General features: G+C 71.9%; 23 protein-coding genes. 4 read left to right on the top strand and 19 right to left on the bottom strand.

Annotation, left to right across the window (positions count from 1 at the left end):
- Positions 1-21 precede the first annotated feature (21 nt).
- The 5 genes from F1721_RS20510 to ftsZ all read right to left on the bottom strand — a co-directional run bounded on the left by F1721_RS20510 (position 22) and on the right by ftsZ (position 4,058).
- Positions 22-306, bottom strand: a complete 285-nt coding sequence (locus F1721_RS20510) for a YggT family protein (RefSeq protein ID WP_093160639.1) — start codon at positions 304-306, stop codon at positions 22-24.
- Positions 307-325: 19 nt separating this feature from the next.
- Complete coding sequence (locus F1721_RS20505; protein WP_150068355.1) at positions 326-955, bottom strand: cell division protein SepF; 630 nt, start codon at positions 953-955, stop codon at positions 326-328.
- A 74-nt stretch (positions 956-1,029) separates the two neighbouring features.
- Positions 1,030-1,764, bottom strand: coding sequence for a YggS family pyridoxal phosphate-dependent enzyme (locus tag F1721_RS20500; protein WP_150068354.1), 735 nt, complete (start codon positions 1,762-1,764; stop codon positions 1,030-1,032).
- Positions 1,761-2,465, bottom strand: coding sequence for a peptidoglycan editing factor PgeF (gene pgeF, locus F1721_RS20495; protein WP_246155199.1), 705 nt, complete (start codon positions 2,463-2,465; stop codon positions 1,761-1,763). The genes F1721_RS20500 and pgeF overlap by 4 nt, the downstream gene beginning before the upstream one ends.
- A gap of 126 nt (positions 2,466-2,591) precedes the next feature.
- A complete protein-coding gene (gene ftsZ / locus F1721_RS20490; RefSeq protein ID WP_150068352.1) occupies positions 2,592-4,058 on the bottom strand; it encodes a cell division protein FtsZ in 1,467 nt (488 codons plus the stop codon).
- A gap of 489 nt (positions 4,059-4,547) precedes the next feature.
- Between ftsZ and F1721_RS20485 the strand changes: the two genes are divergently transcribed.
- Positions 4,548-5,465, top strand: a complete 918-nt coding sequence (locus tag F1721_RS20485) for an SDR family oxidoreductase (protein ID WP_150068351.1) — start codon at positions 4,548-4,550, stop codon at positions 5,463-5,465.
- A gap of 46 nt (positions 5,466-5,511) precedes the next feature.
- On the opposite strand, the gene F1721_RS20480 is transcribed toward F1721_RS20485, so the two are convergent.
- From F1721_RS20480 to F1721_RS20420, 13 genes are all read right to left on the bottom strand, one after another.
- Positions 5,512-6,480 (bottom strand): helix-turn-helix transcriptional regulator, encoded by a 969-nt coding sequence (locus tag F1721_RS20480; RefSeq protein WP_150068350.1) that lies wholly within the window; start codon positions 6,478-6,480, stop codon positions 5,512-5,514.
- Positions 6,481-6,539: 59 nt separating this feature from the next.
- Complete coding sequence (locus F1721_RS20475; RefSeq protein ID WP_150068349.1) at positions 6,540-7,340, bottom strand: carbohydrate ABC transporter permease; 801 nt, start codon at positions 7,338-7,340, stop codon at positions 6,540-6,542.
- A complete protein-coding gene (locus F1721_RS20470; RefSeq protein WP_150068348.1) occupies positions 7,333-8,211 on the bottom strand; it encodes a carbohydrate ABC transporter permease in 879 nt (292 codons plus the stop codon). Before F1721_RS20470 ends, F1721_RS20475 begins: the two co-directional genes overlap by 8 nt.
- Positions 8,208-9,539: an ABC transporter substrate-binding protein gene (locus F1721_RS20465; protein ID WP_246155198.1), complete on the bottom strand. Its 1,332-nt coding sequence runs from the start codon at positions 9,537-9,539 to the stop codon at positions 8,208-8,210. Before F1721_RS20465 ends, F1721_RS20470 begins: the two co-directional genes overlap by 4 nt.
- Positions 9,540-9,671: 132 nt before the next feature.
- The gene (locus F1721_RS20460; RefSeq protein WP_246155228.1) at positions 9,672-10,835 is read right to left on the bottom strand and encodes a nitric oxide synthase oxygenase; all 1,164 of its coding nucleotides are present in this window, start codon (positions 10,833-10,835) and stop codon (positions 9,672-9,674) included.
- Positions 10,836-10,963: 128 nt separating this feature from the next.
- Positions 10,964-11,671: a cell division protein FtsQ/DivIB gene (locus tag F1721_RS20455; protein WP_246155197.1), complete on the bottom strand. Its 708-nt coding sequence runs from the start codon at positions 11,669-11,671 to the stop codon at positions 10,964-10,966.
- 35 nt (positions 11,672-11,706) lie between these two features.
- Positions 11,707-13,140 (bottom strand): UDP-N-acetylmuramate--L-alanine ligase, encoded by a 1,434-nt coding sequence (murC, locus tag F1721_RS20450; protein WP_150068346.1) that lies wholly within the window; start codon positions 13,138-13,140, stop codon positions 11,707-11,709.
- Entirely contained in the window at positions 13,137-14,267 is a 1,131-nt protein-coding gene (gene murG, locus F1721_RS20445) for an undecaprenyldiphospho-muramoylpentapeptide beta-N-acetylglucosaminyltransferase (RefSeq protein WP_150068554.1), read from the bottom strand. The genes murC and murG overlap by 4 nt, the downstream gene beginning before the upstream one ends.
- Before the next feature lie 20 nt (positions 14,268-14,287).
- A complete protein-coding gene (gene ftsW / locus F1721_RS20440) occupies positions 14,288-15,691 on the bottom strand; it encodes a putative lipid II flippase FtsW (protein ID WP_150068345.1) in 1,404 nt (467 codons plus the stop codon).
- Between the two features lie 7 nt (positions 15,692-15,698).
- Entirely contained in the window at positions 15,699-17,096 is a 1,398-nt protein-coding gene (gene murD / locus F1721_RS20435; protein WP_246155196.1) for a UDP-N-acetylmuramoyl-L-alanine--D-glutamate ligase, read from the bottom strand.
- Positions 17,097-17,142: 46 nt separating this feature from the next.
- A complete protein-coding gene (gene mraY, locus F1721_RS20430; RefSeq protein ID WP_150068343.1) occupies positions 17,143-18,219 on the bottom strand; it encodes a phospho-N-acetylmuramoyl-pentapeptide-transferase in 1,077 nt (358 codons plus the stop codon).
- Positions 18,216-19,676: a UDP-N-acetylmuramoyl-tripeptide--D-alanyl-D-alanine ligase gene (locus tag F1721_RS20425; protein ID WP_150068342.1), complete on the bottom strand. Its 1,461-nt coding sequence runs from the start codon at positions 19,674-19,676 to the stop codon at positions 18,216-18,218. Before F1721_RS20425 ends, mraY begins: the two co-directional genes overlap by 4 nt.
- A gap of 179 nt (positions 19,677-19,855) precedes the next feature.
- Positions 19,856-21,499, bottom strand: coding sequence for a UDP-N-acetylmuramoyl-L-alanyl-D-glutamate--2,6-diaminopimelate ligase (locus F1721_RS20420; RefSeq protein ID WP_150068553.1), 1,644 nt, complete (start codon positions 21,497-21,499; stop codon positions 19,856-19,858).
- Between the two features lie 84 nt (positions 21,500-21,583).
- Between F1721_RS20420 and F1721_RS20415 the strand changes: the two genes are divergently transcribed.
- The 3 genes from F1721_RS20415 to F1721_RS20405 all read left to right on the top strand — a co-directional run bounded on the left by F1721_RS20415 (position 21,584) and on the right by F1721_RS20405 (position 23,469).
- Positions 21,584-21,859, top strand: a complete 276-nt coding sequence (locus F1721_RS20415; RefSeq protein WP_150068341.1) for a hypothetical protein — start codon at positions 21,584-21,586, stop codon at positions 21,857-21,859.
- A 570-nt stretch (positions 21,860-22,429) separates the two neighbouring features.
- Entirely contained in the window at positions 22,430-22,828 is a 399-nt protein-coding gene (locus F1721_RS20410; RefSeq protein WP_150068340.1) for a hypothetical protein, read from the top strand.
- 146 nt (positions 22,829-22,974) lie between these two features.
- Complete coding sequence (locus F1721_RS20405) at positions 22,975-23,469, top strand: CHAP domain-containing protein (protein ID WP_387512360.1); 495 nt, start codon at positions 22,975-22,977, stop codon at positions 23,467-23,469.
- A gap of 100 nt (positions 23,470-23,569) precedes the next feature.
- Here F1721_RS20405 and F1721_RS20400 read toward each other — a convergent pair whose 3' ends face one another.
- The gene (locus F1721_RS20400; protein ID WP_150068338.1) at positions 23,570-25,282 is read right to left on the bottom strand and encodes an IlvD/Edd family dehydratase; all 1,713 of its coding nucleotides are present in this window, start codon (positions 25,280-25,282) and stop codon (positions 23,570-23,572) included.
- Between the last annotated feature and the right edge of the window lie 39 nt (positions 25,283-25,321).

Raw genomic sequence — 25,321 nt, 5'->3', positions numbered from 1 at the left:
GCGGGTAGCCCGGGTTCCCCGTCACCCGGGCTGCACCAGTCGCATCAGTATGAACACGACCAGCAGCAGCACCATAATCGATAGGTCCAGTCCGACGCCGCCGATCCGGACCGTCGGAATCACCCGACGCACCAACTTTACGGGTGGGTCGGTCACTGTGTAGATGCTCTCCAACGCGATTGCAACCCCCCCGACGGGCCGCCAATCGCGCGCGAACACTCGAACGAGTTCGATCACGATACGGGCCGTGAGCAGGAGCCAGAAGAAGAACAGAACGTAAAACAGGACGATCTGCACCGGATTCACGCTTCAACTGTGCCACCACTCACCCGTAGTTGAAAAAGGCACCCTCGGCGAGCCGCCTCTTGTCCTCCGCCGCCACGTCCACGTTGGGCGGTGAGAGCAAGAACACGCGGTTGGTGACCTTCTCGATCGAGCCCCGCAGCGCGAACGCCAGACCAGCGGCGAAGTCGACCAGGCGCTTGGCGTCGGCCTCCTCCATCTCGGTCAGGTTCATGATCACCGGCGTACCGTCCCGGTACTGCTCGCCGATCGTGCGGGCCTCGCTGTAGCTGCGCGGGTGCAGCGTTGTGATCTTGCTCAAGTTGAACTGGGTGCCGGTGTCGGTGACCGCCCGCAGCCGCGAGACGTTCTCGCGCGGCTGGTCGTTGGGCAGTGCACTGCGCACCGGGGTGTCCGCCGCCCACTGCCGACGTGGGCGCGGTGCCGGCGGCTCCCGGTAGTCCTCGACGAAGTCCGGCTCCACGTCGGCCTCCGCCTGGTAACCGCCGCGGGTGCCGACCCGGCGCCGCGAACCCCGCTCGGCGGGGCCGTCGTAGGTGTCGCGGTCGGAGTCGGCGTACCGGTCGCGGTAGCCGACCTCGTCGTCGTAGTCGTCGACCTCGTCGGCCGGAACCATGCCGAAGTAGGCCTTCAACTTGTGCAAAGCGCTCATCGGCATGCCCTTCCTCTTGCGACTCCTGCCACCGAGCACGAGGAGGCCGACCCTCGACCCCCTCTGTCCTGCGGCTACGGCGAGGTTAACCGCCGCCCACCGAGCAGCGCGGTTCCGACACGCACCCGGGTCGAGCCGTGGGCAACGGCACTCTCCAGGTCGCCGGACATCCCCGCCGACACCTCGACAGCTTCGGGGTGATCTCCCCGTAACCGCTCGGAGATCTTGGAAAGTGTGTCAAAAGCCACAGCCGGGTCGCCACCCAGGGGGGCGACCGCCATCACACCGCGCAATCGAAGATCACTCTTCAGTGTGATCATATCGGCCAGCGCGGCCACTTCGTCGGGCCGACAACCCCCGCGCCCCTCCGACGCATCCAGGCTGACCTGCACCAACACGTCCAGGGGGTGTGATCGGTCACCCGCGTCGAGGGCGTTCGCGGTCGCCCGCTGGAGCGCCTCGACGAGCCGCTCGCTGTCCACCGACTCGACCACGTCGGCCCAGCGGGCCACCGAGCGCGCCTTGTTCCGCTGCAGCTGGCCGACCATGTGCCAGCGCGCCGCCGCCGACGGCCGGAGCTCGGCGAACTCGGCGACCTTGCCGCGCGCCTCCTGCTCGCGGTTCTCCGCGAACTCGGTCAACCCCAGGTCGGCCAGCAGCGCCACGTCCGAGGCCGGGAAGGTCTTCGTCACCGCCAGCAGCTCGACCTCGTCGGGCTCGCGCCCCGCGGCACGGCACGCCCGGTCCACCCGCTCGCGCACCTCGCGCAGCGATTCCGCCAGCTCCGCCCGGCGCAGCTCCTCGCTCACTCCGCGTCCTCCGGCTCGGCCCAGATCACCGCGGCGAACCGGCCGGTCCGGCCGTTGTCGCGGCGGTGGCTGTACAGCTCCGGCGACTCCATCGTGCAGCGCGGGTCCACCCCGATCTTGGCGATGCCCGCGGCGGCCAGCTGCTCCCAGAGACCGGCGCGCAGGTCCAGCCCCGGCGTGCCCTTGCGGGTCTTGCACGCGCTGCCGGGCAGGTGCTGCTCCACGTCGGCCTGCATGTCGGCGGGCACCTCGTAGCACTCGCCGCAGGCGGCCGGTCCCAGCAGCGCCTCGATGCGGTCGAGCCGGGCCCCCGCCTGCTGCATCGCCTTGAGCGCCGCCACGACGACTCCCACGCGCGCCCCGACCCGTCCGGCGTGCACCGCCGAGACCACGCCGGTCTCCGGGTCGCCGAGCAGCACCGGCACGCAGTCCGCGGTGAGCGCGGCCAGCGCCAGGTTGGGTTCGGCGGTCACCAGCGCGTCGGTGGCCTCGACCGGCTCGGGCTGCGGGCCGTCGACGATCGTCGCGGTGCGGCCGTGGATCTGCTCCATCCACACCAGGCGGTCCTCGGGCAGGCCGATGCCGTCGGCCAGCTTGCGCTGGTTCGCGGCCAGCGCGGCCGGGTCGTCGCCGACGCGACCCCCGAGGTTGAACGAATCGAACGGCGGCCGGGAACTCCCGCCCTCCCGCGTGGTGATCACGCGCCGGATCCGCACTGCTGCTCAGCCTCCCCAAACATGAATCGACACCGGGAGCGGTGCCGCTCCCGGTGTCGATTCTCGCCCATGCGCCGCCACCTCAGGCGGTGCGTCCGCCCGGTCCTGGCTTCAGCGGCGCATGAACGGCGGTATGTCGACGTCGTCGTCGGTGTCGTCGTTGACCGGCACGGCACCGCGGTTGCCGAGGCCGCCGGTCGGCCGCGTCGAGGTGCCGCTGTGCGTCGAGTAGCCGCCCGTGCTGCGGGTGGTGGGCACCGAGACGCTCGGCTGACCGGCCGCGGAGCCGTCGCCGCCGAACAGCCCGGACCGCTGGCCGATGTCCGGCCGCTGCCGCACCGGCTCGGGCTCCGGCTGCTGCTGCGCCGGGGTCTCCGGCTGCGCGGGCTGGGTCGCCTGCTGCGGGGCCTGCGGCTGCTGTGCGGGCTGGGTCGGCTGCGCGGGCTGCTGGGCCGGCTCCGGGGTGGTGACCGGCTGCTCCGCCTGCGGGGTCGGCGCCGGGGCGGGCTGCGCCGGTTCGGCCCGGGACTCCACCACCTGCGGCTGGGCGGGCTTCTCAGTGCTCGCCGCGGGTTCGGTGTCCTCGGTGCGGCCGCCGACCTTGGTCGGTTCGAGCTTCTTGTGCGTCGGGGTGCCGGAGTCGAAACCGGCGGCGATCACCGTCACCCGCACCTCGTCGCCCAGCGAGTCGTCGATGACCGTGCCGAAGATGATGTTGGCCTCGGGGTGCGCGGACTCCTGCACCAGCGATGCCGACTCGTTGATCTCGAACAGCCCGAGGTCGGAACCACCGGCGATGGCCAGCAGGACGCCGTGCGCGCCCTCCATGGACGCCTCCAGCAGCGGCGAGTTGATCGCCTTCTGCGCGGCCTGCACGGCTCTGCCCTCGCCGCTGGCCGACCCGATGCCCATCAGCGCGCTGCCCGCACCGGACATGACGCTCTTGACGTCGGCGAAGTCGAGGTTGATCAGACCCGGGGTGGTGATCAGGTCGGTGATGCCCTGGACACCGGAGAGCAGCACCTCGTCGGCGGAGCGGAAGGCGTCCATCAGGCTCACCCCGATGTCGCCCAGCTGCAGCAGCCGGTCGTTCGGGATGACGATCAGCGTGTCGCAGCAGTCGCGGAGCTCCTTGATGCCCTGCTCCGCCTGCGCCGCGCGGCGCTTGCCCTCGAAGGTGAACGGCCGGGTGACCACGCCGATGGTCAGCGCGCCGAGCTTGCGCGCGATCGACGCGACGACGGGCGCGCCACCGGTGCCGGTGCCGCCGCCCTCACCGGCGGTCACGAACACCATGTCGGCGCCCTTGAGGACCTCTTCGATCTCTTCCTTGTGGTCCTCGGCGGCCTTGTGGCCGACCTCCGGCGCGGCGCCTGCTCCGAGACCGCGGGTGAGCTCGCGGCCGATGTCGAGCTTGACGTCGGCATCGGACATCAGCAGGGCCTGCGCGTCGGTGTTCACCGCGATGAACTCGACGCCCTTGAGCCCGACCTCGATCATGCGGTTCACGGCATTGACGCCGCCGCCACCGATGCCGACGACCTTGATCACCGCGAGGTAGTTGTGCGGGGGCGTCATCGGATCCGCCTTCCTGATCGTGGCTGAAGTGCTCTCTGCGTCGACCGCCGGGATGGTCGCTGGCCGGTCGCCGCCGATTCCGGTCCCCCTGGTCGCCACGGCGCGGGCTCGCCCGGTGCGGCCGATCCCGTGCCCGATCCGGACGGTAGGCGGGGCGATGTCGTTGCGTCCAGCAGCCACGCCGGGATCCGTGCCAGGTGTGTTGCGCCGCGCACCTCGTCGCTTTCCGTCTCGACCGGTTCTCGTCGTTGCCCAGCGGGTCCGCCGGCGGATTCGCAGCGAGCCCAGTTGTTCCTCCCCTTGCGGTGGCCGCGTCGCGGACGCGATCACCACCGACACCGTACCTGGCCACCGCCTCACCCGGTCGAGGCAGGCAGACGTGCTGGCGGCGGAACACCCGGACGCGCCGCGGAAATCCCGACCGGAGGTGTCCGGATTCGGTGGCACCGTCGGTGCTCGACCGACGGAGAACCAGGAGGAATCCCAGGCATGACAGGACAACTGCACGGCAAGGTCGCGCTGGTCGCCGGAGCCACCCGCGGAGCGGGGCGCGGCATCGCCGTGGAGCTGGGGGCGGCCGGTGCGACGGTGTACGGGACCGGCCGCAGCACCCGGGAGCAGCGCTCGGACTACGACCGGCCGGAGACCATTGAGGACACTGCCGAGCTGGTGACCGCGGCGGGCGGCACCGGCATCCCGGTGCGGGTCGACCACACCGACCCCGACCAGGTCCGCGACCTGGTGCGGCGGATCGAGGCGGAGCAGGGGCGGTTGGACGTCCTGGTCAACGACCTCGGCGGCGAGAACCTGATGGACTGGAACAGGCCGATCTGGGAGCAGGACCTGGACAAGGGGCTGCGGCGGTTGCGGGTCGGCATCGAGGCGCACATGATCACCGCGCACTTCGCCCTGAAGCTGCTGAGCAAGCGGCCGGGCGGGCTGGTCGTGGAGCTCACCGACGGCACCGCCGAGGTGCACGAGCAGTACTACCGCAGCGACTGCGGGGCGTTCTTCGACATCGCGAAGACGTCCATGCACCGGCTGGCGCGCGCGGAGGGCGAGGAGCTGCGGGAGTTCGGCGGCACCGCGGTGTCGCTGACGCCGGGGTGGCTGCGGTCGGAGATGATGCTCGAGCACTTCGGCGTCACCGAGGAGAACTGGCGGGAGTCCGCCACCGCCCCGGAGGGCTTCGGGATCGCCGAGTCGCCCGCCTACATCGGTCGCGCGGTGGTCGCCCTGGCCGCGGACCCGGACGTGGCGCGCTGGAACACGCAGTCGCTGTCCAGCGGTTACCTGGCGAAGGTCTACGGCTTCACCGACGTCGACGGTTCGCAGCCGGACGCCTGGCGCTACATCCAGGAGGTCGAGTGGCCCGGTAATCCGGGGGACCCGGCCGACTACCGCTGATCCCGCTGTCGTGAGCGGCGGTGGTCGAAAGAACGACCACCGCCGCTCACGACTCGTAGAGCTCGGTGAGCCGGTGGGCGGCTCGGGCGAAGCGAGCGCGCAGCTCCGGCGGCGCGAGGACTTCGAGCTCGGGGCCCATGCCGAGGAGCTGGTCGTAGGCGACGTCGAGGGATTCGACCGGCAGTCGCGTGCAGACCCAGCCGTCGGCGTCCGGTTCGCCCGCCGCGGCTTCGGCCGCTTGCGCTCCCGCGGGATCGGCGACCACGCGCAGTTTGCGCAGGCCGGACGGGCTGATCCGGATCTCGATCGTCTCGCGCAGCAGGGACCGGGCGAACTCCTCGGACTTCTCCTCCCAGAACGCGGCGAGGTCGAAGTCCGCGTCCCGGTCGAACGGTTCGCCGAGCACCTCGACGGTGCGGAAGCGGTCCACCCGGTAGGTCAGGAACCGCTGGTCGCGGCGGGCGACCAGGTACCAGACACCGGCCTTGAGCACGAGGCCGTGGGGGTCGAGCTCGCGCCGCACCTCCTGCCGACCGCGCTCGTAGGAGGCCGCGACCTTGAGGTCGGACCACACCGCGCGGCTCAGCTCCGCCAGCACCGCCGGGGTTTCGGCCTCGCGGAACCAGCGCGGCGCGTCGAGGTGGAAGCGCTGGCCCACGCGCTCCGGCGCATCGCGGAACGGCGGCGGCAGGGCCGCCGAGGCCTTGCGCCGGGCCGCCACGACCGCCTCCCCGAGTCCCATCTCGGCCGCTGCGGCGGGAACTCCGGACAGGAACAGCGCTTCGGCCTCGGCCTGGTGGAGCCCGGTGAGCTTCGACCGGTAGCCGCCGAGCAGCCGGTACCCGCCAGCCCGCCCCCGCTCGGCGTAGACCGGCACCCCGGCCTCGGCCAGCGCGAGCACGTCCCGGGCCACCGTGCGCTCCGAGACCTCCAGCTCGCGGGCCAGCTCCGGGCCGGTCATCGACCCCCGCACCTGGAGCAGGGACAACAACGAGACCAACCGGGACGCCCGCACCCCGCGAGAATAGTCGTGAGCGCGAAGACCGGCTGGAGGCGGTTTTCGCACTCACGAGCTCAGCGCAGGCCGGTGGTCTTCAGCGAGGCCACCAGCCAGCGCTGGCCGAGCAGGAAGACCAGGACCGTCGGGAGCGCCGCCAGGACCGCTGCGGCGATCACGTAGTGCTGCTTGGAGGCGTACTGGCCCTGCAGGGAGGCGATGCCGACCTGCACCACGCGCAGCGACTCGTCCTGGGCCACCGCCAGCGGCCACAGGAACGAGTTCCAGTTCGCCAGGAAGAACAGCACCGCCAGCGCGGCCAGCATCGGGCGGCTCAGCGGCAGGATCACGTGCCAGTAGATCCGCCAGTGGCCGCAGCCGTCGAGGTGCGCCGCCTCCTCCAGCTCGCGCGGCACGCCCAGGTAGAACTGGCGCAGCAGGAAGATGCCGAAGGCGTTGAACAGGCCCGGCACGATCAGCCCGGCGTAGGTGTCCACCATGCCCAGCCCGCGCACCACGATGAACAGCGGGACCAGGATCACCGGCAGCGAGATCAGCAGCGTGGCCACCACCGAGGCGAACGCCAGCCCCCGGCCGCGGAAGGACATCCGGGCCAGCGCGTAAGCCGCCATCGAGTGCAGGAACAGGGCGATCACGGTGACCGTCACCGCGACGAACGCGCTGTTGGCGAGGTAGCGCAGGAACGGCACCTCGGTCAGCACGTAGACCACGTTGGCGAGGGTGAGCTCGCCCGGCCAGCCCAGGTCGTAGAGCTCGGACTCCGGGCGGAACGCGCTCAGCGAGAACCACAGCAGCGGGGAGACCACCAGGAGGGCCAGCAGGTAGGCCGCGACCGCTCGCCCGCGCACCCTACGCATCGAACCGGCCTCCCCTGGTCAGGGCGAACATCGCCGCGGTGACCGCGCCGAGCGCGACCACCAGCAGCGCGCAGATCGCCGCGGCGTAGCCGAACCGGCCGAACTGGAAGGCCTGCTGGTAGGCGTAGTACACGACGGTGGTGGTGGCGTTGGCCGGTCCGCCGGAGGTGGTGACGAAGACCAGGTCGAACACCTGCATCCCGGTGACCGCGTTGATCGTCGAGGTGACCAGCACGAAGAAGCTGGTCGGGCGCAGCATCGGCCAGGTCACGTGGCGGAACCGCTGCCACCGCCCGCCGCCGTCCGCAGTAGCCGCGTCGTAGTACTCGCGCGGGATGTCCTGCAGGCCGCCGAGGAAGATCAGCATCTGGTAGCCCATCAGGAACCACACGCTGATCAGCACCAGGGTGATCAGCGCCAGGCCGGGATCGCCCAGCCAGGACACCCCGTCCAGCCCGGTCAGCTTCGCCAGCACGCCGGTCTTGTCGGTGAGCAGGAACTGCCAGAGCAGGCCGATCACCACCAGGCTCACCGCGTTCGGCAGGAACAGCGCCGCGCGCACCGCGCCGACCCCGGGGAAGTGGTCCTTGACCAGCAGCGCCAGCCCCAGCGCGGCGAAGAACGCCAGCGGCACGAACAGCACCGCGTACAGCGCGGTGATGCCGAAGCTGCGCCACAGCAGCCCGTCCCCGGCCATCAGGCGGAAGTTGTCCAGCCCGGCCCACTCGACGTTGCCGAACCCGTCGACGTCGAACAGCCCCACCACCAGCGCCATCGCGGTCGGGATGAGGACGAACAGCAGCAGGCCGATGCCGTCGGGGGCCAGGAAGGCGAAGGCCGCCCCGGCGTCGGATCGTCGTCGGTCGCTCAATTGATCGGCGCTCCGTCGTAGGTGGACAAGAACGTGTCGATCTGCGCGGCCGCGGCCTCGGCCGCCGCCACCGGGTCACCGCCGTCGAGCTGGCAGGACTGCACCGCGTCGGAGATCGCCCGGTAGATCTCCGGCGGGTAGCGGGGTTCCGGCCGGGCCCGGGCCATCACCTCCTCGTTGAACACCCGCATCGGTCCGCTGTCGAAGGCCCCGTGCTGCTCCGCGGCGCGCTGGACCGAGTAGCGCGGCGGCAGGTTGGTCTTGGCGATGGTGTTCCAGCGGCGCATCCGCTCGATGCACGCCGGGTCGGCGGACCCCAGCGCCCACACCACGAACTCGGCCGCGGCCTGCGGGTTCGCGCTCCTGGCGTTGGCCACCATCGCCCAGCTGCCCAGGGCCGTGGTGTAGCCGCCACCGGAGGGGCTGGGCATGGGGATGACGCCGTAGCGGAAGTCCGGGGCCTGCTCGGCGATCTCGGCGATGCCCCAGATGCCGAGCTGCTGCATGGCGCAGTAGCCGTCGGCGATGTTGGAGATCGAGTCGTTGCCGCCCGCCCCCTTCACCCGGCGCGGGGCGACACCTGCGGTGACGGTGTCCTGCCAGAACTGCAGCGCGGCGTGCGCCCCCGGGCCGTTGAACGCCGCGCGCCGCTGGTCCGGGGTGAACACCTCTCCCCCGGCCATCCACATCGCCTGGTAGAAGGTGAAGTTCTGGTAGTAGCCGGGATTGGTCTCCAGCAGCAGCCCGAACCGGTCCGGGGTGGTCAGCCGCTCGGCGACCGCGATCAGCTGGTCCCAGGTGCGCGGCAGGTCGCCCTCGGCGAGCCGGGCCTGCTCGAGGGCTGCTTCGCCGTAGTAGAGCGCGAGCGGTTCGATCTCCATCGGCAGGCCGTAGACCCGGTCGCCGACCAGGCGGGTCTCCAGCACCTGCGGCAGGAAGTCCGCGCGCACCTCTGGGTCCAGGTGCGGCGTGAGGTCGAGCAGCGCGCCGCCGTTGTGGTACCGCAGGAAGTCGCCGGGGCTGAGCAGGAAGACGTCCGGCCCGGCACCCGCGCTGAACGAGGTCTGCAGCGTCGGGCCGGAGGTGTAGTCCTTGGTCGGCACGTAGCGCAGCCGGACCTTGACGTCGTGGGTGGCGTTCCACTCCTCGGCCAGCTGCACGAACCAGTCGCTCTGCGACTTCTGCTGCCCGCCGGGCCCGTAGAAGTTCCAGAAGGTGATCTCGTCCGGGTTGCGCGCCGGACCGCACCCGACCAGCGCCGGAGCGGCCAGCGCCGCGGCCCCGCCCAGGAACGAGCGACGGCTGATCCTCCCGCGCGGGCGAGCCACTCCGATCACCCCCAGTCCCGGAAAACGATTGCTGAGGACGCTATTGAGACCGCCCCACCGGGGTCAATGCGCCATTCGTGGCGAGCTGACGTCGGCGATCCCGCCGATTTCGGGCGAAACCGCCCGGGGCGCTCAGCCGTGCGGGCGGAAGCGGGGTGGGCCGCCTTCGAGGGCTCGGCGGGTGGCGTCCTCGTCGAGCTCGAAGTTCGGCAGCTGGTGGGACTCGTCGTAGTACCGGTGGAACACCGGGGTCAGCGAGCCCGACATCGGCGGCACGATCCAGCTCCAGTCCACCGGGCACTTGCGGCCCGCCGCCTCCTCCTTCGCCAGGTGCGTCAGGAAGCGGTGCGACTCCGTGTGGTGGTCGGTGATGGTCACCCCGGCCTTCCGGTAGGAGTGCAGCACCGCGCGGTTGAGCTCGACCAGGGCGCGGTCCCGCCACAGCGTGTCCTCGCGCGAGGTGTCCAGCCCCAACCGCTCGGCGACCACCGGGATCAGGTCGTAGCGGTCGGTGTCGGCGAAGTTGCGGGCGCCGATCTCGGTGCCCATGTACCAGCCGTTGAACGGCGCGGCCGGGTAGGAGACGCCGCCGATGCGCAACCGCATGTTGCTGATCACCGGAACCGCGTGCCAGCGCAGCCCGAGCTCGGCGAACCACGGCAGGTCCGGGTGGCTCAGCGGCACCTCCAGCACCGCGTCCGACGGCACCGCGAACATGTGCGGCCCCTCGTCAGCGGTCTCCACGACCAGCGGCAGCACGTCGAAGGCGCTGCGCCGCTGCGGCCGCCAGCCGAAGCGCGTCAGCGCCTCGGTGAACCGCGCGTACCGCGGGTCGCCCAGCACGGAACCGTCCGGCCGCTGGTGCCCGGCGTAGCGGATCAGCTGCTCGTTCCAGATCCGCGGCGCGGGCCGCTGCGGCACCTCCGGCGGGAACACGCTGATCACCGGCCGGATCTTGCCGTTGTTGGTGGCCATCCGCAGGTGCTGCACGCAGTGCCCGGCGACACCGGCGGCGGTGTGCACGTCGCGCAGGTCGCGCACCTTCAGGCTCCGCCAGTACAACCGCCCGATGCAGCGCGCGCTGTTGCGCCACGCCACCCGCGCCCCGAAGGCCAGCTCCTCCGGGGTGTGCCGATAGGTCCCGACGGTCTCGACCTCGTACCGAACCCGGTCCAACCGCTGCTGCAACGAACCGGAATCCCGGTTCTCGGTGTGGAACAGCCGCAGGAACTCCTCGGCCTCGGCGAGGTCCACCGGAGGCACGACACGACTGCCCGACGGCCGCACGACCCGCAACCGCCTGGTCGGATGAGCTGCCACCGAGAAGACGGACTCCGGAGCCTCGCCGCTGACCCTGAACACGATCACACGTTAGCGTGACAAAGATGATCTTGACCGGAGGATCGCCCTCGGGCTCGGCGGCGTCAGGACACCGTCGGGAGGGCGGGGGTGGTGACGTCGAAGACCTTGCCCGGGCGGGTCAGCAGCGCCGGGAGTATCGCCGCCTTCTTCTCCGCCTCCTCCTGGGAGCCCCACTCGATCTGGCGGTCCCCCTTGAGGAGCAGGCGGATGTCGTTCGGGTTCTCCGCCAGGACCGCGGTGATCTCGGCTCGCACCGGCTGCGGGACCGAGGTCAGGACCAGCATGCCCGCCCTCGTCGCCGGGTCCGTCTGGGAGGCTTCGCGGACCTTGAGCTCCGGGAGGTCCGCCGGGGGTTCCGGGACCGTCTGGAACGGCATGCCGGTCGCGTCCACCAGCTCGATCCCGTTGCGCGCCACCAGGAACGCCGCCGGGACCCGTTCGGTGACGCGCACCTGCACCGCCGACGGCCAGGACAGCACCACCTCCGCCGCCGCGATCTTCGGCACCGCCTGCAGCCGGTCGCGGATCTCGGCCGCGTCGACCTGCAGCATCGGGGTGCCGGTCTCGATGCCCGAGGCGCGCACCACCTCGTCGTGGTCCAGCGAGGTGTTGCCCACGACCTCCACCGACCGCACGCCCAGCAGCGGGGTGAAGTAGAGGACCAGGGCCAGCACGGTCACCGCGGCCAGCACGAGCGGCAGCGCCCAGCGGCGCCACTTCGGCGGCGCCGCCGCGCCGCCCCGCACCGGGCGGCCCCGGGTGCTGCGCACCCCGGGTCGGTCCGCTGCGCGACGGCGCGTCGAGGTCACCCGCGGACCTCCGCGGTGCCGCGGTCGATCTCCGCGAGGATCTCCGCGCCGAGCATGGTCACGTCACCGGCGCCCATGGTCAGCACCAGGTCACCGGAGCGGGCCAGACCCGCCACCAGCTGCGGCACCTCGGTGAAGGACGGCTGGTAGTGCACCTTGTCCGCGGGCAGCGGGACCTGGTCGGCGATCAGCTTGCCGGTGACGCCGGGCTGCGGGTCCTCGCGCGCGCCGTAGACGTCGAGCACGACCACCTCGTCGGCCAGCGCCAGCGCGGTCGCGAACTCCGCCGCGAAGGCCGCCGTGCGGGAGAACAGGTGCGGCTGGAACACCACGACCAGCCGACCGTCCGCGGCCACCGGGCGGGCCGCGCGCAGCTGGGCGTCGACCTCCGTCGGGTGGTGCGCGTAGTCGTCGTAGACGCGGACGCCCCGCGCCCGCCCGCGGAACTCGAACCGGCGCCGCACCCCGCCGAACGCGGCCAGCCCGTCGAGCAGCCCGCCCAGCGGCGCGCCGAGCTCCAGCCCGGCCAGCAGCGCGGCGGTCGCGTTGCCCGCCATGTGCTCGCCCGGCACCGACACCCGCACGTCGATGCGCTCGCCGCCGAGCTCCACGGTCGCCACCCCGGTGCCCTGCTCGGCCCGGTAGTCCACCAGCCGCGCGTCGGCGGCGCCGGTCGCGGACTTGCCGTAGCGGCGCACCCGGACCCCGGCGGCTTCCGCGCGGTCGGCCAGCTCCGCCGACCCGGCGTCGTCGGCGCAGGCGATCAGCACCCCGCCGGGTTCGATGCGCTGCACGAAGTCCTCGAAGACCTTGGTGTAGGCCTCGGCGGTGCCGTGGTGGTCCAGGTGGTCGGGCTCGACGTTGGTCACCACCGCCACCGACGGGGAGAACACCAGGAACGAGCCGTCGCTCTCGTCGGCTTCGGCGACGAAGATGCTGCCGTCGCCGTGGTGCGCGTTCGCGCCCGACTCGTTGAGGTCGCCGCCGATCGCGAACGACGGGTCGAACCGGCAGTGCTGCAGCGCCACGGTGAGCATCGACGTGGTCGAGGTCTTGCCGTGGGTGCCAGCCACGCAGGCCACCCGGTGCCCGGCCATCAGCGCGGCCAGCGCCTCAGCGCGGCGCAGCACGGTGATGCCGCGCTCCTGGGCGGCGACGAGCTCGGGGTTGTCCGGCCGGATCGCGGTGGACACCACGACCGCGGTCGGGTCGGTGTCGAACTGGTCCAGGTTCTCCGCCCGGTGCCCGATGCCGATGTGCGCGCCCTGCGCCCGCAGCGCGAGCACGGTCCGCGAGTCGCGGGCGTCCGAGCCCGACACCTGGTGGCCGCGGGCCAGCAGGATGCGGGCGATGCCGCTCATCCCGGCCCCGCCGATGCCGACCAGGTGCACCCTGGCCAGCACGGCGTCGAGGTCTGGTGCTGCGGTCACTGGCCCGCCACCTCCAGCACGATCTGCGCCAACACGTGGTCGGCCTCCCGGTGCCCGCTGCCGAGGGTCGCGCGGCTCATCTCCTGCAGCCGCTGCGGGTCCAGCGCCAGCGGCAGGACCTCGTCGATCACCTTCTGCGAGGTCATGTCCTCGTCGGCCACCAGCCGCGCCCCGCCCTGGGCCACCACCGGCTGCGCGTTGAGCGCCTGCTCGCCGTTGCCGTGCGGCAGCGGCACGAACACCGCGGGCAGCCCGAGCGCGGAGACCTCGGCCACGGTCATCGCCCCGGACCGGCACACCACCAGGTCCGCCGCGGCGTAGGCCAGGTCCATCCGCTCCAGGTAGGGCACCGCGTTGTAGACCGGGGCGCCCGGGACCTGCTGCACCGCGATGGTGTTCTTCGGGCCGTGCGCGTGCAGCACGCCGATCCCGGCCCGGCCCAGCGCCTCAGCCGCGCCGGAGAACGCCGTGTTGAGCGTGCGCGCCCCCTGCGAACCGCCGAACACCAGGATCGTCGGCGCGTGCGGGTGCAGCCCGAAGTGCTGGCGGGCCTGCGCCCGCAGCGCCCAGCGGTCGAGCCGGGTGATGGACTCGCGCAGCGGGATCCCGATGGTCTGCGCGCCGGGCAGGCCGCTGTCCGGGGTCGCCGCCAGCACGCGCTCGGCGAACTTCGCGCCGACCTTGTTCGCCAGGCCCGCGCGCGCGTTCGCCTCGTGCACCACGATCGGCACCCGGCCGCGGGCGGCCAGGTAGGCGGGCAGCGACACGTAACCGCCGAAGCCGACCACCACGTCCGCGCCGACCCGGTCGAGCACCGCGCGGGTCTGCTTCACCGAGTCCCGCACCTTCAGCGGCAGCTTCAGCAGGTCGACGTTGGGCTTGCGGGGCATCGGCACCGGCGGGATCAGCTCCAGCGGGTAGCCGCGCGCGGGCACCAGCCGGTTCTCCAGGCCGCGCTCGGTGCCCAGCGCCGTCACCCGGGCGTCCGGGCGCAGCCGGCGCACCGCGTCGGCCAGCGCCATCGCGGGCTCGACGTGCCCGGCGGTGCCGCCACCGGCGACCACGACCGACAGCGGGCGCCGCGCCGCGGCAGCACCCCTGGGGTCGCCCAGCGCGCCCTGGTCGATGCGGGCCGTCTGCTCGCCGCTCAACGGTGTCCTCCTCGTGTCTGCGCCCGGGATCCGGGGCCGCTGCGCGCTCCGCGCGCGCGGGTGTCCCCGCCTCCCCGGCGTGTTGCCGCCGCGCCGGAGCCCTTCGCTCCCGGTCGGCTTCGTGGGGTGGGTCGTGCCGGACGCCGCTTGGCGGGCGGCCGGTACGGCGCCGGGGTGGGCAGCCTCAGCAGCTTGCCGACCCGGCCCGGTCCCAAAGACCGTAGCGCGGCGATCGCCTCGGGTTCGTGCCGGGCGAAGTTCGCCAGCAGCCCGAACACCAGCATGCTGGTCACCACCGAGGATCCGCCGGAGGAGATCAGCGGCAGCGGCAGCCCGGTGGTGGGCAGCAGGCCCACCACGTAGCCGATGTTGATGACCGCCTGGCCGACCAGGAAGGTGGTCAGCGTCGCCGAGACCAGCCGGATCCACGGGTCGGTGTTGCGGAACGCGATGCGCATGCCCACGTAGGCGGTGGTGCCGTAGAGCGCCAGCACGATCGCGCAGCCGACGAAGCCCAGCTCCTCGCCGATCACCGCGAAGATGAAGTCGTTGTGCACGTTGGGCAGGTACTGCCACTTCGACCAGCCCTGCCCCAGCCCGCGGCCGAACAGCCCGCCGTCGGCGAGCGCGAACAGCGCCTGCCGGGCCTGGAAGCCGTTGCCGGTCGGGTCGGCCATCGGGTCCAGGAACGCGGTGATCCGCGCCATCCGGTAGTCGGCGACCATGGCCAGCGTCACACCGGCGGTCGCCGCGCCCAGCAGCGCCATCAGGAACAGCCGCAGCGGCGCCCCGGCGAACCACAGCAGCGCCAGCAGCACCAGGAACAGCGTGATCGTCGAACCGAGGTCGGGCTGCAGCATCACCAGCGTGAACATCAGCAGCGCGGCGGGCACCACCGGCACCAGCAGGTGGCGGTACTGGTTCATCAGGCCGCGCTTGGTGACCAGCACGTGCGCGCCCCACAGCGCGAAGGAGACCTTGGCGAACTCCACCGGCTGGAAGGACACCCCGGCGATCACGAACCAGCTCTGGGCGCCGTTGAGCTTGGTGCCGAGCGGGGTGAGCACCAGCGCCAGCAGCCCGAGGCAGATGGTGAGCAGGATCAGGCTGTACCGGCGCATCAGCTTCACCGGCACCCGCAGCGCCGCGTAGAACAGCACCAGTCCGGCGATGCAGTACATCACCTGCTTGCTGAAGACGCTGTAGGACGAACCGTCCTTGTTGAACGAGTCGACGCTGGAGGCCGAGAGCACCATCACCAGGCCGAAGACCGTCAGCAGACCGAAGACGGCCAGCAGCAGGTGGAACGAGGCCAGCGGCCGGGTCAGCCACGCGGTCAGCGGGGACAGCGCGGTCAGGCCGACCCGCTTCCGGGCGCCGGTCTTGGTGGCGGTGGGCACGGCAGGATCACCCGCCGTGGGCGGGTGCCGTCGGCGTGCCGGTCAGGACCTCGCGAACCGCGTCGGCGAAAGCGCGGCCCCGGTGGGCGTAATCGGTGAACATGTCCATCGAGGCGGCGGCCGGGGCGAGCAGCACCACCGAACCGGGACTTGCGAACTCGTGGGCCAACCGGACAGCTTGCAGCATGCCCGCATCGTCCCCCGCCGACACCTCGCGGACCGGCACATCCGGGGCGTGTCGGGCCAGTGCGGCGGCGAACTGCGCCCGATCCCGGCCGATCAGCACCGCGGCGGCGAGCCGATCGGCGTTGGCCGCGACGAGCTCGTCCACCTCCGCGCCCTTGAGCAGACCACCGGCGATCCACACCACCCTCGGGTGGGCGCGCAGCGCGGCGTCGGCCGCGTGCGGGTTGGTCGCCTTCGAGTCGTCCACATAGGACACACCATCGGCCTCGGCCACCGGGACCGACCGGTGGGCGCCGGGCTGGAACGCCCGCAGCCCCTCGGCCACCGCGTCCGGCTGCACGCCGTAGGCGCGCGCGAGCGCCGCCGCGGCCAGCGCGTTGGCGACGTTGTGCGGGCCCGCGGGGTGCACGTCCGCCAGCGAGGCGAGCACCACCCGGTCGCCGAAGGCCCGGTCGACCAGCTCGCCGTCCTCGACACCGAGCTGGTCGGCCTGCGGGACCCCGAGCGTGAACGAGACCGTCCGCCCGGTCGCCGCGCCGACCAGCCGGGTCGACCACTCGTCGTCGGCGTTGGCGACCGAGACCGCGTTGCCCGCGTAGATCTTGGCCTTGGCCGCGCCGTAGGAGTCCAGGTCGCCGTGCCAGTCCAGGTGGTCGGCGGCGAGGTTCAGGACGACGGCGGCGCGCGGCGCGAGCGACTCCGACCAGTGCAGCTGGAAGCTGGACAGCTCCACGGCCAGCACGCCGTGCCCGGCGCGGACCGCGTCCACCACCGGCAGCCCGACGTTGCCGCAGGCCACCACGTCGACCCCGGCGGCGCGCAGCACCGACTCGAGCATGCTGACCGTGGTGGTCTTGCCGTTGGTGCCGGTGACCGCGAGCCAGGTCGCCGGGGACTCCTTCTCCCGGTCCAGCCGCCAGGCCAGCTCGACCTCGCCGATCACCTCGACGCCCGCGGTGGCCGAGGCCGCCAGCAGCGGCGCGTCCGGCCGCCAGCCGGGGCTGGTGACCACCAGGTCCGTGCCGACCGGCGGCTCGGCCAGCCCGGGCACCAGCTCCGCGCCCTGCGACTGCAGCGAGGCCAGGGCGGCGAGCCGGTCGGCCGAACCGTCCGTGACGGTCACCGCCGCGCCCGCCGCGAGCAGCGCCTCGGCCGCCGAGCGGCCGGACACCCCGGCCCCGGCCACCAGCACCTGCAATCCCTGGAACCGGCTTGCCACGCCGTCCTCCTCATCGTCCCGCGAGCGGCGGTGGTCGTTCACGACATCAGCGCGTCAGGGCGGCGGAGAGCCAGTCCGCGTAGAACAGGCCCACGCCGAACATGCAGCTGATCCCGGCCAGCACCCAGAAGCGGATGATCACCGTGGTCTCGGCCCACCCGGCCAGCTCGAAGTGGTGGTGGAACGGGGCCATCCGGAACAACCGGCGCCGGGTGGTCCGGAACACCACGATCTGCAGCACCACCGACAGCGCCTCGACCACGAACACCCCGCCGATGATGATCATCAGCAGCTCGGTGCGGGTGGCCATCGACAGCCCGGCGAGCAGACCGCCCAGCGCCAGCGAACCGGTGTCGCCCATGAAGATCTTCGCCGGTGCGGCGTTCCACCACAGGAACCCGACGCAGGCCGCCATCGCCGCCGCCGCGACCACCGCGATGTCCAGCGGGTCGCGCACCGTGTAGCAGCCCGGGGCCGGGCCGGAGACGGCGAAGCAGTCGTTGCGCAGCTGCCAGAACGCCACCAGCACGTAGGTCGCCAGCACCATCGCCGCGGTGCCGCCGGCCAGGCCGTCCATGCCGTCGGTGAAGTTGACCGCGTTGGACCAGCCGCTGATCGCGACGTAGGCGAAGATCACGAACCCGATCGCGCCGAAGGAGATCACCGAGATGTCGCGCAGGAACGACAGCTCCGTCGACGCGGGCGTCACGCCGTGCTCGTTCGGGAAGCGGATGGCCAGGATCGCGAACAGCACCGAGGCCACCAGCTGGCCGACCAGCTTCGCGGTCTTGTTCAGCCCGAGGTTGCGCTGCTTGCGGATCTTGATGAAGTCGTCCAGGAAGCCGACGATGCCCAGCGCGGTGGTCAGGCCGAGCACCAGCAACCCGGTCACGGTGGGCTGGTCGCCCATGATCAGGTGGGTGGCCAGGTAGCCGCACCACATGGCGACCAGGATCGCCACCCCGCCCATGGTCGGGGTGCCGCGCTTGGCCGCGTGCTGGCTCTGCACCTCCTCGCGGATCTCCTGGCCGAAGCCCTGCTTGGAGAAGACCCGGATCAGGTACGGGGTGAACAGGATCGAGACGACGAGGGCGACCGCGGCCGCCACCAGGATCGGCTTCACGCGGTCCGCCCTCCCGCCAGCAGCGCGTCGGCGACCCGCCACAGCCCGGCGGCGTTCGACGCCTTGGTCAGGACAACGTCACCGGGACGCAGCTCGGCGCGCAGCAGCGCGACAGCCGCATCGACGTCCGGCACCAGAACCGACTCCTCTCCCCACGACCCCTCCAGCGATGCCGCCTGGTGCATCGCCTGGGCCTGTTCGCCGACCACCACCAGCCGGTCGATGTTCAGCCGGACGGCCAGCCGTCCGATCTCGTCGTGCGCCTCGGTCTCGGCCTCGCCGAGCTCGCCCATGTGCCCGAGCACCGCCCAGGCCCGGGCGGGACGTCCGCGGGTCATCGCGGCCAGCGTCTTCAGCGCGGCGCGCACCGACTCCGGGTTCGCGTTGTAGGCGTCGTTGACGACCGTGACGCCGTCCGGGGTCTCGCTGACCTCCATGCGCCGCGCCGACACGCGCCGCACCGAGCTCAACCGCTCGGCGACCTCCTCGAGGGTCGCGCCGAGCTCCAGCGCGACGGCGGCGGCGGCCAGCGCGTTGCCGACGTGGTGCTCGCCGAACAGCGGCAGCGTCACCCGCGCCGAGCCCTCGGCGGTGACCAGCCTGAACGTGGGCCGCGCCTGCTCGTCGACGTCGATGTCCTCGGCCCGAACGTGCGCGTCGGGGCGCTCCCCGACCAGCACCACGCGCGCCCGAGTCCGCTCGGCCATCGCCGCGACCAGCGGGTCGTCGCCGTTGAGCACCGCCACGCCGTCCGCGGGCAGCGACTCGGGCAGCTCGCCCTTGGCCTGCGCCACCGCTTCCTGCGAGCCGAACTCGCCGAGGTGCGCGTGCCCGACGTTGAGCACCACGCCGATGCGCGGCGGAGCGACCTGGCACAGGTTCGCGATGTGCCCGACGCCGCGCGCGGAGAGCTCCAGCACCAGGTGCTTGGTGCGCTCGTCGGCGCGCAGCACCGTCCACGGGTGCCCGAGCTCGTTGTTGAACGAACCGGGCGGCGCGACCGTCGGCCCCATCGGTTCCAGCAGCTGCGCGATCAAGTCCTTGGTGGACGTCTTGCCGGACGAGCCGGTCACGCCGACCACGGTGAGCTGCGGCAGCCGGTCGACCACGTACCTGGCCAGCTTCGCCAGCCCGGTCAGCACCGCGGCGCCGGAGCCGTCGGCGTCCCCGGCGAGCGCCAGCGCGCCCGAGCGGTCCGCGGCGGGGATCGGGGGCACCACGACCGCCGGGGCGTCGACCTCGCGCGCGGCGAGCACGCCCACCGCGCCGTCGGCCACCGCCTGCGCGGCGAAGTCGTGCCCGTCGACCCGTTCGCCCGGCACGGCCACGAACAGCCCGCCGGTCTCGATCTTGCGGGAGTCGAACTCGACGCCCGCGCTGACGATCTCCGAGCCTTCCGCACGATGAAGCCCGCCGCCCACCGCACGCGCGATGTCAGCGAGGCTGAGCCGGATCAACTTGCCTCCACTCCGTCTTGCGGGTCACCCGCATCCGATCGGCATCCACGAGCGCGGCGCGCCGCTCACGGCGTCACCGCACCCGACGGCGACGATGAGCCTGGCTCACGACGCCTCCGTACCCTGCGGGACACCCGCACCCGGTCGGCTTACATGAGCGCGAAACGGGCAATTGTCGCTCATGACGCCTCCTCGTTGACCTGCCCCCGACGAACATCGGTCCCTTCTGGGTCCCTAAGCCTATGGCGCAGCGCGGCGGCCAGTTCCTCCCGGTCGGAGAACGGGTGCACCACCCCCGCGACCTCCTGCCCGGTCTCGTGGCCCTTGCCTGCGACGACCACGATGTCGCCGGTCCCGGCGCGGTCCACGGCGGCGGCGATGGCCGCGCGCCGGTCGCCGATCTCGACGACCTCGCCGCGCTCGTCGGCGGGCACCTCCTCGGCACCGGCCAGCATGGCGGCCCGGATCTCGGCGGGGTCCTCGCTGCGCGGGTTGTCGTCGGTGACGATCAGCAGCTCCGAGCGGCGGGCGGCGGCCTCGCCCATCAGCGGCCGCTTCGCCACGTCCCGGTCGCCGCCGCAGCCCAGCACGACGATCACCTTGCCGTCGACCTGCGCGCGCGCCGCGTCGAGCACCGCGGCCACCGCGCCGGGCTTGTGCGAGTAGTCGACGACGGCGGTGAAGTCCTGGCCGAGCGCGACCCGCTCCATCCGGCCGGGCACGTCGACCTCGGCCAGCCCGCGCTCGATCGCCCAGGTCGGCACCCCGGCCGCGTGCAGCGCGCCGATGGCCAGCAGCGCGTTGGCCACGTTGAACGGACCGGGCAGCCGCAGCCGGACGTGCAGCTTGAGGTCGTCGGGCCCGTGCGCGGTGAAGGTCTGCTCCCCGGTGGCGAAGGCCTGCACGTCGGTGGCCGACCAGGTCGCATCGCCCTCGGTGGACACCGTGACGGTGCCGTCCTTGACCAGGCGGCGGCCCCATTCGCCGTCGACGCAGACCACCTCGTGCTCGGCCCGGCCGTCGAACAGCAGCGCCTTGGCCTGGAAGTAGTCCTCCATGTCCCGGTGGAAGTCCAGGTGGTCCTGGGAGAGGTTGGTGAACGCCCCGACGGTGAACCGGGTGCCGGACACCCGGCCCATGGCCAGCGCGTGGCTGGAGACCTCCATCGGCACGAACGTGACCCCGTGCTCGACCATGACCGCGAGCAGCGCCTGCAGGTCGGGAGCCTCGGGGGTGGTGAACGCGCTGTCCAGCCGCTCCCCGGCGATGCGGGTCTCCACGGTGCCGACCAGCCCGGTGCAGAACCCGGCGGCCTGCAGCGCGGACTCCAGCAGGTAGGACGTGGTGGTCTTGCCGGAGGTACCGGTCACGCCGAGGATCTTCAGCTTGCGCGACGGGTCGCCGTAGATCAGCGCCGAAGCGGCCCCGAGCACACCGCGCGGATCGTCGTGCACCAGCACGGACACGCTGCCGTCGCGAACCGCGGGGTGCTCGGCGAGCCCGGCCCGGTCGACCCCGGCCTGGTCGGTGAGCACCGCCACAGCCCCGGCGTCCAGCGCGTTCTGGGCGAAGTCCGCACCGTGCACGCGCGTGCCGGGCAGCGCGGCGAACAGGTCCCCGGGGCGGACGTGCTGAGCGCGCAGCGTCGCCCCGGTCACCGGCGCCGCGTCGGCGCTGCGACCAGGGGCGCGAAGCACTCGCGCACCGATGAGATCGGCGAGTTTCTCGATCTCCACCGGCTCCACGTGGGACGGGCGCGGCGGAGCTGTGGCAACCGCGGAAGGCACGTCGCGACAGGCTACCGGTACCCCCCGAGCCCGCATCCCGATGGTCGCCCCCGCATCCGGCCGAACGACGTTGTGCTGTTCAGCGCAATCGCTGCTCATCCGAACTCCGGTCGCGCGCGCGTGAAGCAGAACTCCCCTGACTCGGAATTCCGGGGGAGGAAGTCGCAGGACCTCGGCGCGGACCCGGCGCAGGCCGACCGCGCGATCCGGGCGTGGGCGCAAGACCTGCAGGAGAAGGCAAACCGGCAGGAGATCAGCCGCATCCGCATCACGGAGCGCAGCCGGTCGGTGACCGTGACCGTCGACACCCGGGAAACGGCACTGGAAGCCCTGCAACACCGTCCTGGAGCGCGAGCGCAAGGCAATCTGACGGATACGCGGAACACCGAAGAATGATATTCACCGAGATCGATGCCCGAAACGCTAGAACAATTCTCGAAATCGTTCAACCAACAGTTCAATCTCCCCCTATCTTGCAATCGACCTGGCACGAACCACCGCAGAGCACGCTGGCAGCTGCCCGGAACGCGGGCCGATCCCTGCAGGTCGCCCTGGTCGATCTCGCCTCCGGCGCAGCTGCGCAAGCACTGAGGTTTTTCCAACCTCGTTCTGGGTGGCGGTGCCGGTGGCGGAACCTCAGCGCCCGCCTGGCTGTGGGTGCCCAACTTTATGTATGCCAATACACGGCAGTTGGGCCGTCCTCGCCAGGCGAACGCTGAGAACCCGCGGCGGTGCGAGCTGCGAGGGTGGGCTATGCGCCTGCGGCGCATGCGACGACCTGGTCATCGGTGCCGGTCGCCCTTCGCAGCTGCGGTCCACGGCCAGGATGAAAAAGGCTCACTCGAAATACTCATGCCAGTTCCAGCAGAAGGAATCGAGGAACCAGTCCCGAGACATCGATGGGGCCACCGGGTTCCTGTTCTGCTCGGATTGCCGGGTGTGCATAATGCCCGGGAAGCCGTTGCGGTGCCGGAGAACCTCGTCAGCACCAGGCTCAGCCGCCGAAGGAAGCAGAGCGCCGTCCTGCAGGTCCGGATGGTGATCGACTGGGAGCAGGATCCGTTCTGGATCAGCGAGCGGCCCGACCCGACGTCGTTCCCGGTCTCCGCCGCCGGGCTGCGCGAGTACTGCGACATCTCGGACGAGCTCGTCGAGCAGATCGACCAGTGGCACGGCGAGTGGATAGCGCTGCTCGACCGGGAGTACCCGCCCGACACGGAATTCCCCAGCCCCGAAGCCGAAGCGGAGTGGGAGCGGCGCGGCCGGGAGCTCGCCGAACGCGTCGCCGTGCTCTTCGCACCCCACATCCGGTTCGAGCATTCGGGCAGGGTCCTGCGCAGCGGCCTCCCCGGCCTCCTGGACTAGGTGTGGGACCGCCACCAAGCCGAGCACGGCATCCGCTGATGTCCGGGTTCATCGGCTGTTCAGGTCATCTTCCTGGTGTTCGGCAGGGGTGATCGCTAGCGTGTGCCCCCTGGATGTTGCCGATCAACAATCTCCAGGAGGTTCTCGTGAACATCCGACGGATCGCGCGATTAGCCGGTGCCTGCGGTGTCGGTGCGGCGCTGGCCCTCGCCCCGCTCGCCACCCCGGCCGTGGTCGCCGAGCCCGCCCCGCAGGCAGTTCAGGTCGCCGCAGCGCCCGGCGACGGCACCCCGCAGGGTGCCATCGAGTGGTACAAGGCCCGCATCGGCGACAGCTCCCTGGAGGGCTACTGCGAGATGGCCGCCGAGAACGCCTACGGCACCACCGGCGTCTGGCCGTCCGCCATCGCGCACTGGAACGGCGCGGTCAGCGCGGGCAAGGCCCACACCGACGGCTCCACCCCGCCCGAGGGCGCCTTCGTCTACTGGAACATCAGCCAGTACGGCCACGTCGGCATCGCCGACGGCAAGGGCGGCTTCTACGCCACCAGCGTCGGAGGCGCGATCGGCCACGCCGACGACGTCTCCTACTACGACAACTACCTCGGCTGGAGCGACCCCCAGGTCCCCGGCCGCGGCTGACCGCCCGCGCGAAGCACGGCGACTTCGCGCGAAACCGACGTCTCCCGCGCGTGAGTGGTGGCGATTTCGCGCGAAATCGCCACCACTCACGCGAGCCCGCTCAGTGGCCGTCGCGGGGGACGTAGCTGCCGGACCTGCCGACCAGGAAGTCCAGGTCCGCGCCTTCCGAGGCCTGCAGGACGTGGTCGTGGTACAGGCGCGGGTAGCCGCGCGGGTGCGGGTTGCCCGGGGCCTTCCAGTCCGCTCGGCGGCGTTCCAGCTCCTCCTCCGGCACCTCCAGGTCGAGGCGGCGGTTGGGGACGTCGATGCTGATCAGGTCGCCGGTGCGGACGAAGGCCAGCGGGCCGCCCGCCGCCGCTTCCGGGGTGACGTGCAGGATCACCGTGCCGTAGGCGGTTCCGCTCATCCGGCCGTCGGAGATGCGCACGATGTCGTCGAAGCCGCGGTCCTGGACCTTCTTCGGCACCGGCACGTTGGCCACCTCCGGCATCCCGGGGTAGCCCTTCGGGCCCGCGTTGCGGACGACCAGCACGGTGTTCTCGTCGACGTCCAGGTCGTCGTCCTTGCACACCGCGTTGTACTCGTCGACGTCCTCGAACACCATCGCCGGGCCGCGGTGCTTCAGCAGCCGCTCCGAGGCCGCCGACTGCTTGACCACCGCCCCGTCGGGCGCCAGCGAGCCGCGCAGCACCGCGGTTCCGGTGCCCACGGCCTGGAACGGCTCGTCGAACGGGGTGATCACCTCGCGGTTGTGCACCTCCGCGTCGGCGATGTTCTCACCCATCGAACGCCCGGTGACCGTGATCGCGGACCGCTCCACGAGATCACCCAGCTCCTTCAGGACCGCCGGGAGCCCGCCCGCGTAGCAGAAGTCCTCCATCAGGAACTTCCCGCTGGGCTGCAGGTTCACCAGCGTCGGCACGTCGCGGGTGTCGGTGTCGAAGTCGTCGACGGTCAGCTCCACCCCGACCCGCTTGGCGATCGCGATCAGGTGCACGACGGCGTTGGTCGACCCGCCGATGGCCGCGTTCGCGCGGATGGCGTTGCGGAACGCGTCGCGGGTGAGCACGTCGGACGGCTTGAGGTCCTCCTCGACCATCTCGACGATGCGCTGGCCGGTCTGCTGCGCGGCGGCGTAGCGGCGGGCGTCGACCGCGGGCCAGGACGCCGCGTACGGCAGCTGCATGCCCAGGGCCTCCACGATGCACGCCATGGTGGAGGCGGTGCCCATGGTCATGCAGTGCCCGTTGGAGCGGGACATGCAGCCCTCGATGAAGTAGCACTCCTCCTGCGTGATCCGCCCCGCCACCAGGTCGGCCTCCGCCTGCCACACGGCGGTCCCGGAACCGATGTCGGTGCCGCGGTACTTGCCGTTGAGCATCGGGCCGCCGGTGAGCATGGCGGTGGGCAGGTCGACGCTGGCCGCGGCCATCAGCAGCCCGGGCGTGGTCTTGTCGCAGCCGGACAGCAGCACGACCGCGTCCAGCGGGTTGGCGCGGATGGTCTCCTCGGCCTGCATCGCCAGCAGGTTCCGGTAGAGCATCGTGGTCGGGCGCATCAGCGTCTCGCCCAGCGCCATGTTGGGGAACTCCAGCGGGAACCCGCCCGCCTGCCACACCCCGCGCTTGACCGCCTCGGCGATCCGCTGCTGGTGGGCGTTGCAGGGCGCCAGCTCAGACCAGGTGGTGCCGATGCCGATCACCGGTCGCCCGTCGAAGACCTCGTCGCTGTAGCCCTGGTTCTTGACCCAGGACCGGGCGGTCATCCCGGCCCTGCCCTGCGCTCCGAACCAACTCGCGCTGCGCCGCGGCATGCGCCCTCCTCGCTGAGTGACTGGCCCGTCGCTGCGACG

This window comes from Saccharopolyspora hirsuta (assembly GCF_008630535.1).
GTDB lineage: Bacteria > Actinomycetota > Actinomycetes > Mycobacteriales > Pseudonocardiaceae > Saccharopolyspora > Saccharopolyspora hirsuta.
Note: the sequence above shows the minus strand (reverse complement) of the source record. Positions and strands in the feature narration are given on the sequence as shown.

Coding starts and splice junctions, on each gene's coding strand:
- F1721_RS20505 (WP_150068355.1), bottom strand. CDS start 955: ATGAGCGCTTTGCACAAGTTGAAGGCCTACTTCGGCATGGTTCCGGCC.
- ftsZ (WP_150068352.1), bottom strand. CDS start 4,058: ATGACGCCCCCGCACAACTACCTCGCGGTGATCAAGGTCGTCGGCATC.
- F1721_RS20485 (WP_150068351.1), top strand. CDS start 4,548: ATGACAGGACAACTGCACGGCAAGGTCGCGCTGGTCGCCGGAGCCACC.
- F1721_RS20475 (WP_150068349.1), bottom strand. CDS start 7,340: ATGCGTAGGGTGCGCGGGCGAGCGGTCGCGGCCTACCTGCTGGCCCTC.
- F1721_RS20420 (WP_150068553.1), bottom strand. CDS start 21,499: ATGCGGGCTCGGGGGGTACCGGTAGCCTGTCGCGACGTGCCTTCCGCG.
- F1721_RS20400 (WP_150068338.1), bottom strand. CDS start 25,282: ATGCCGCGGCGCAGCGCGAGTTGGTTCGGAGCGCAGGGCAGGGCCGGG.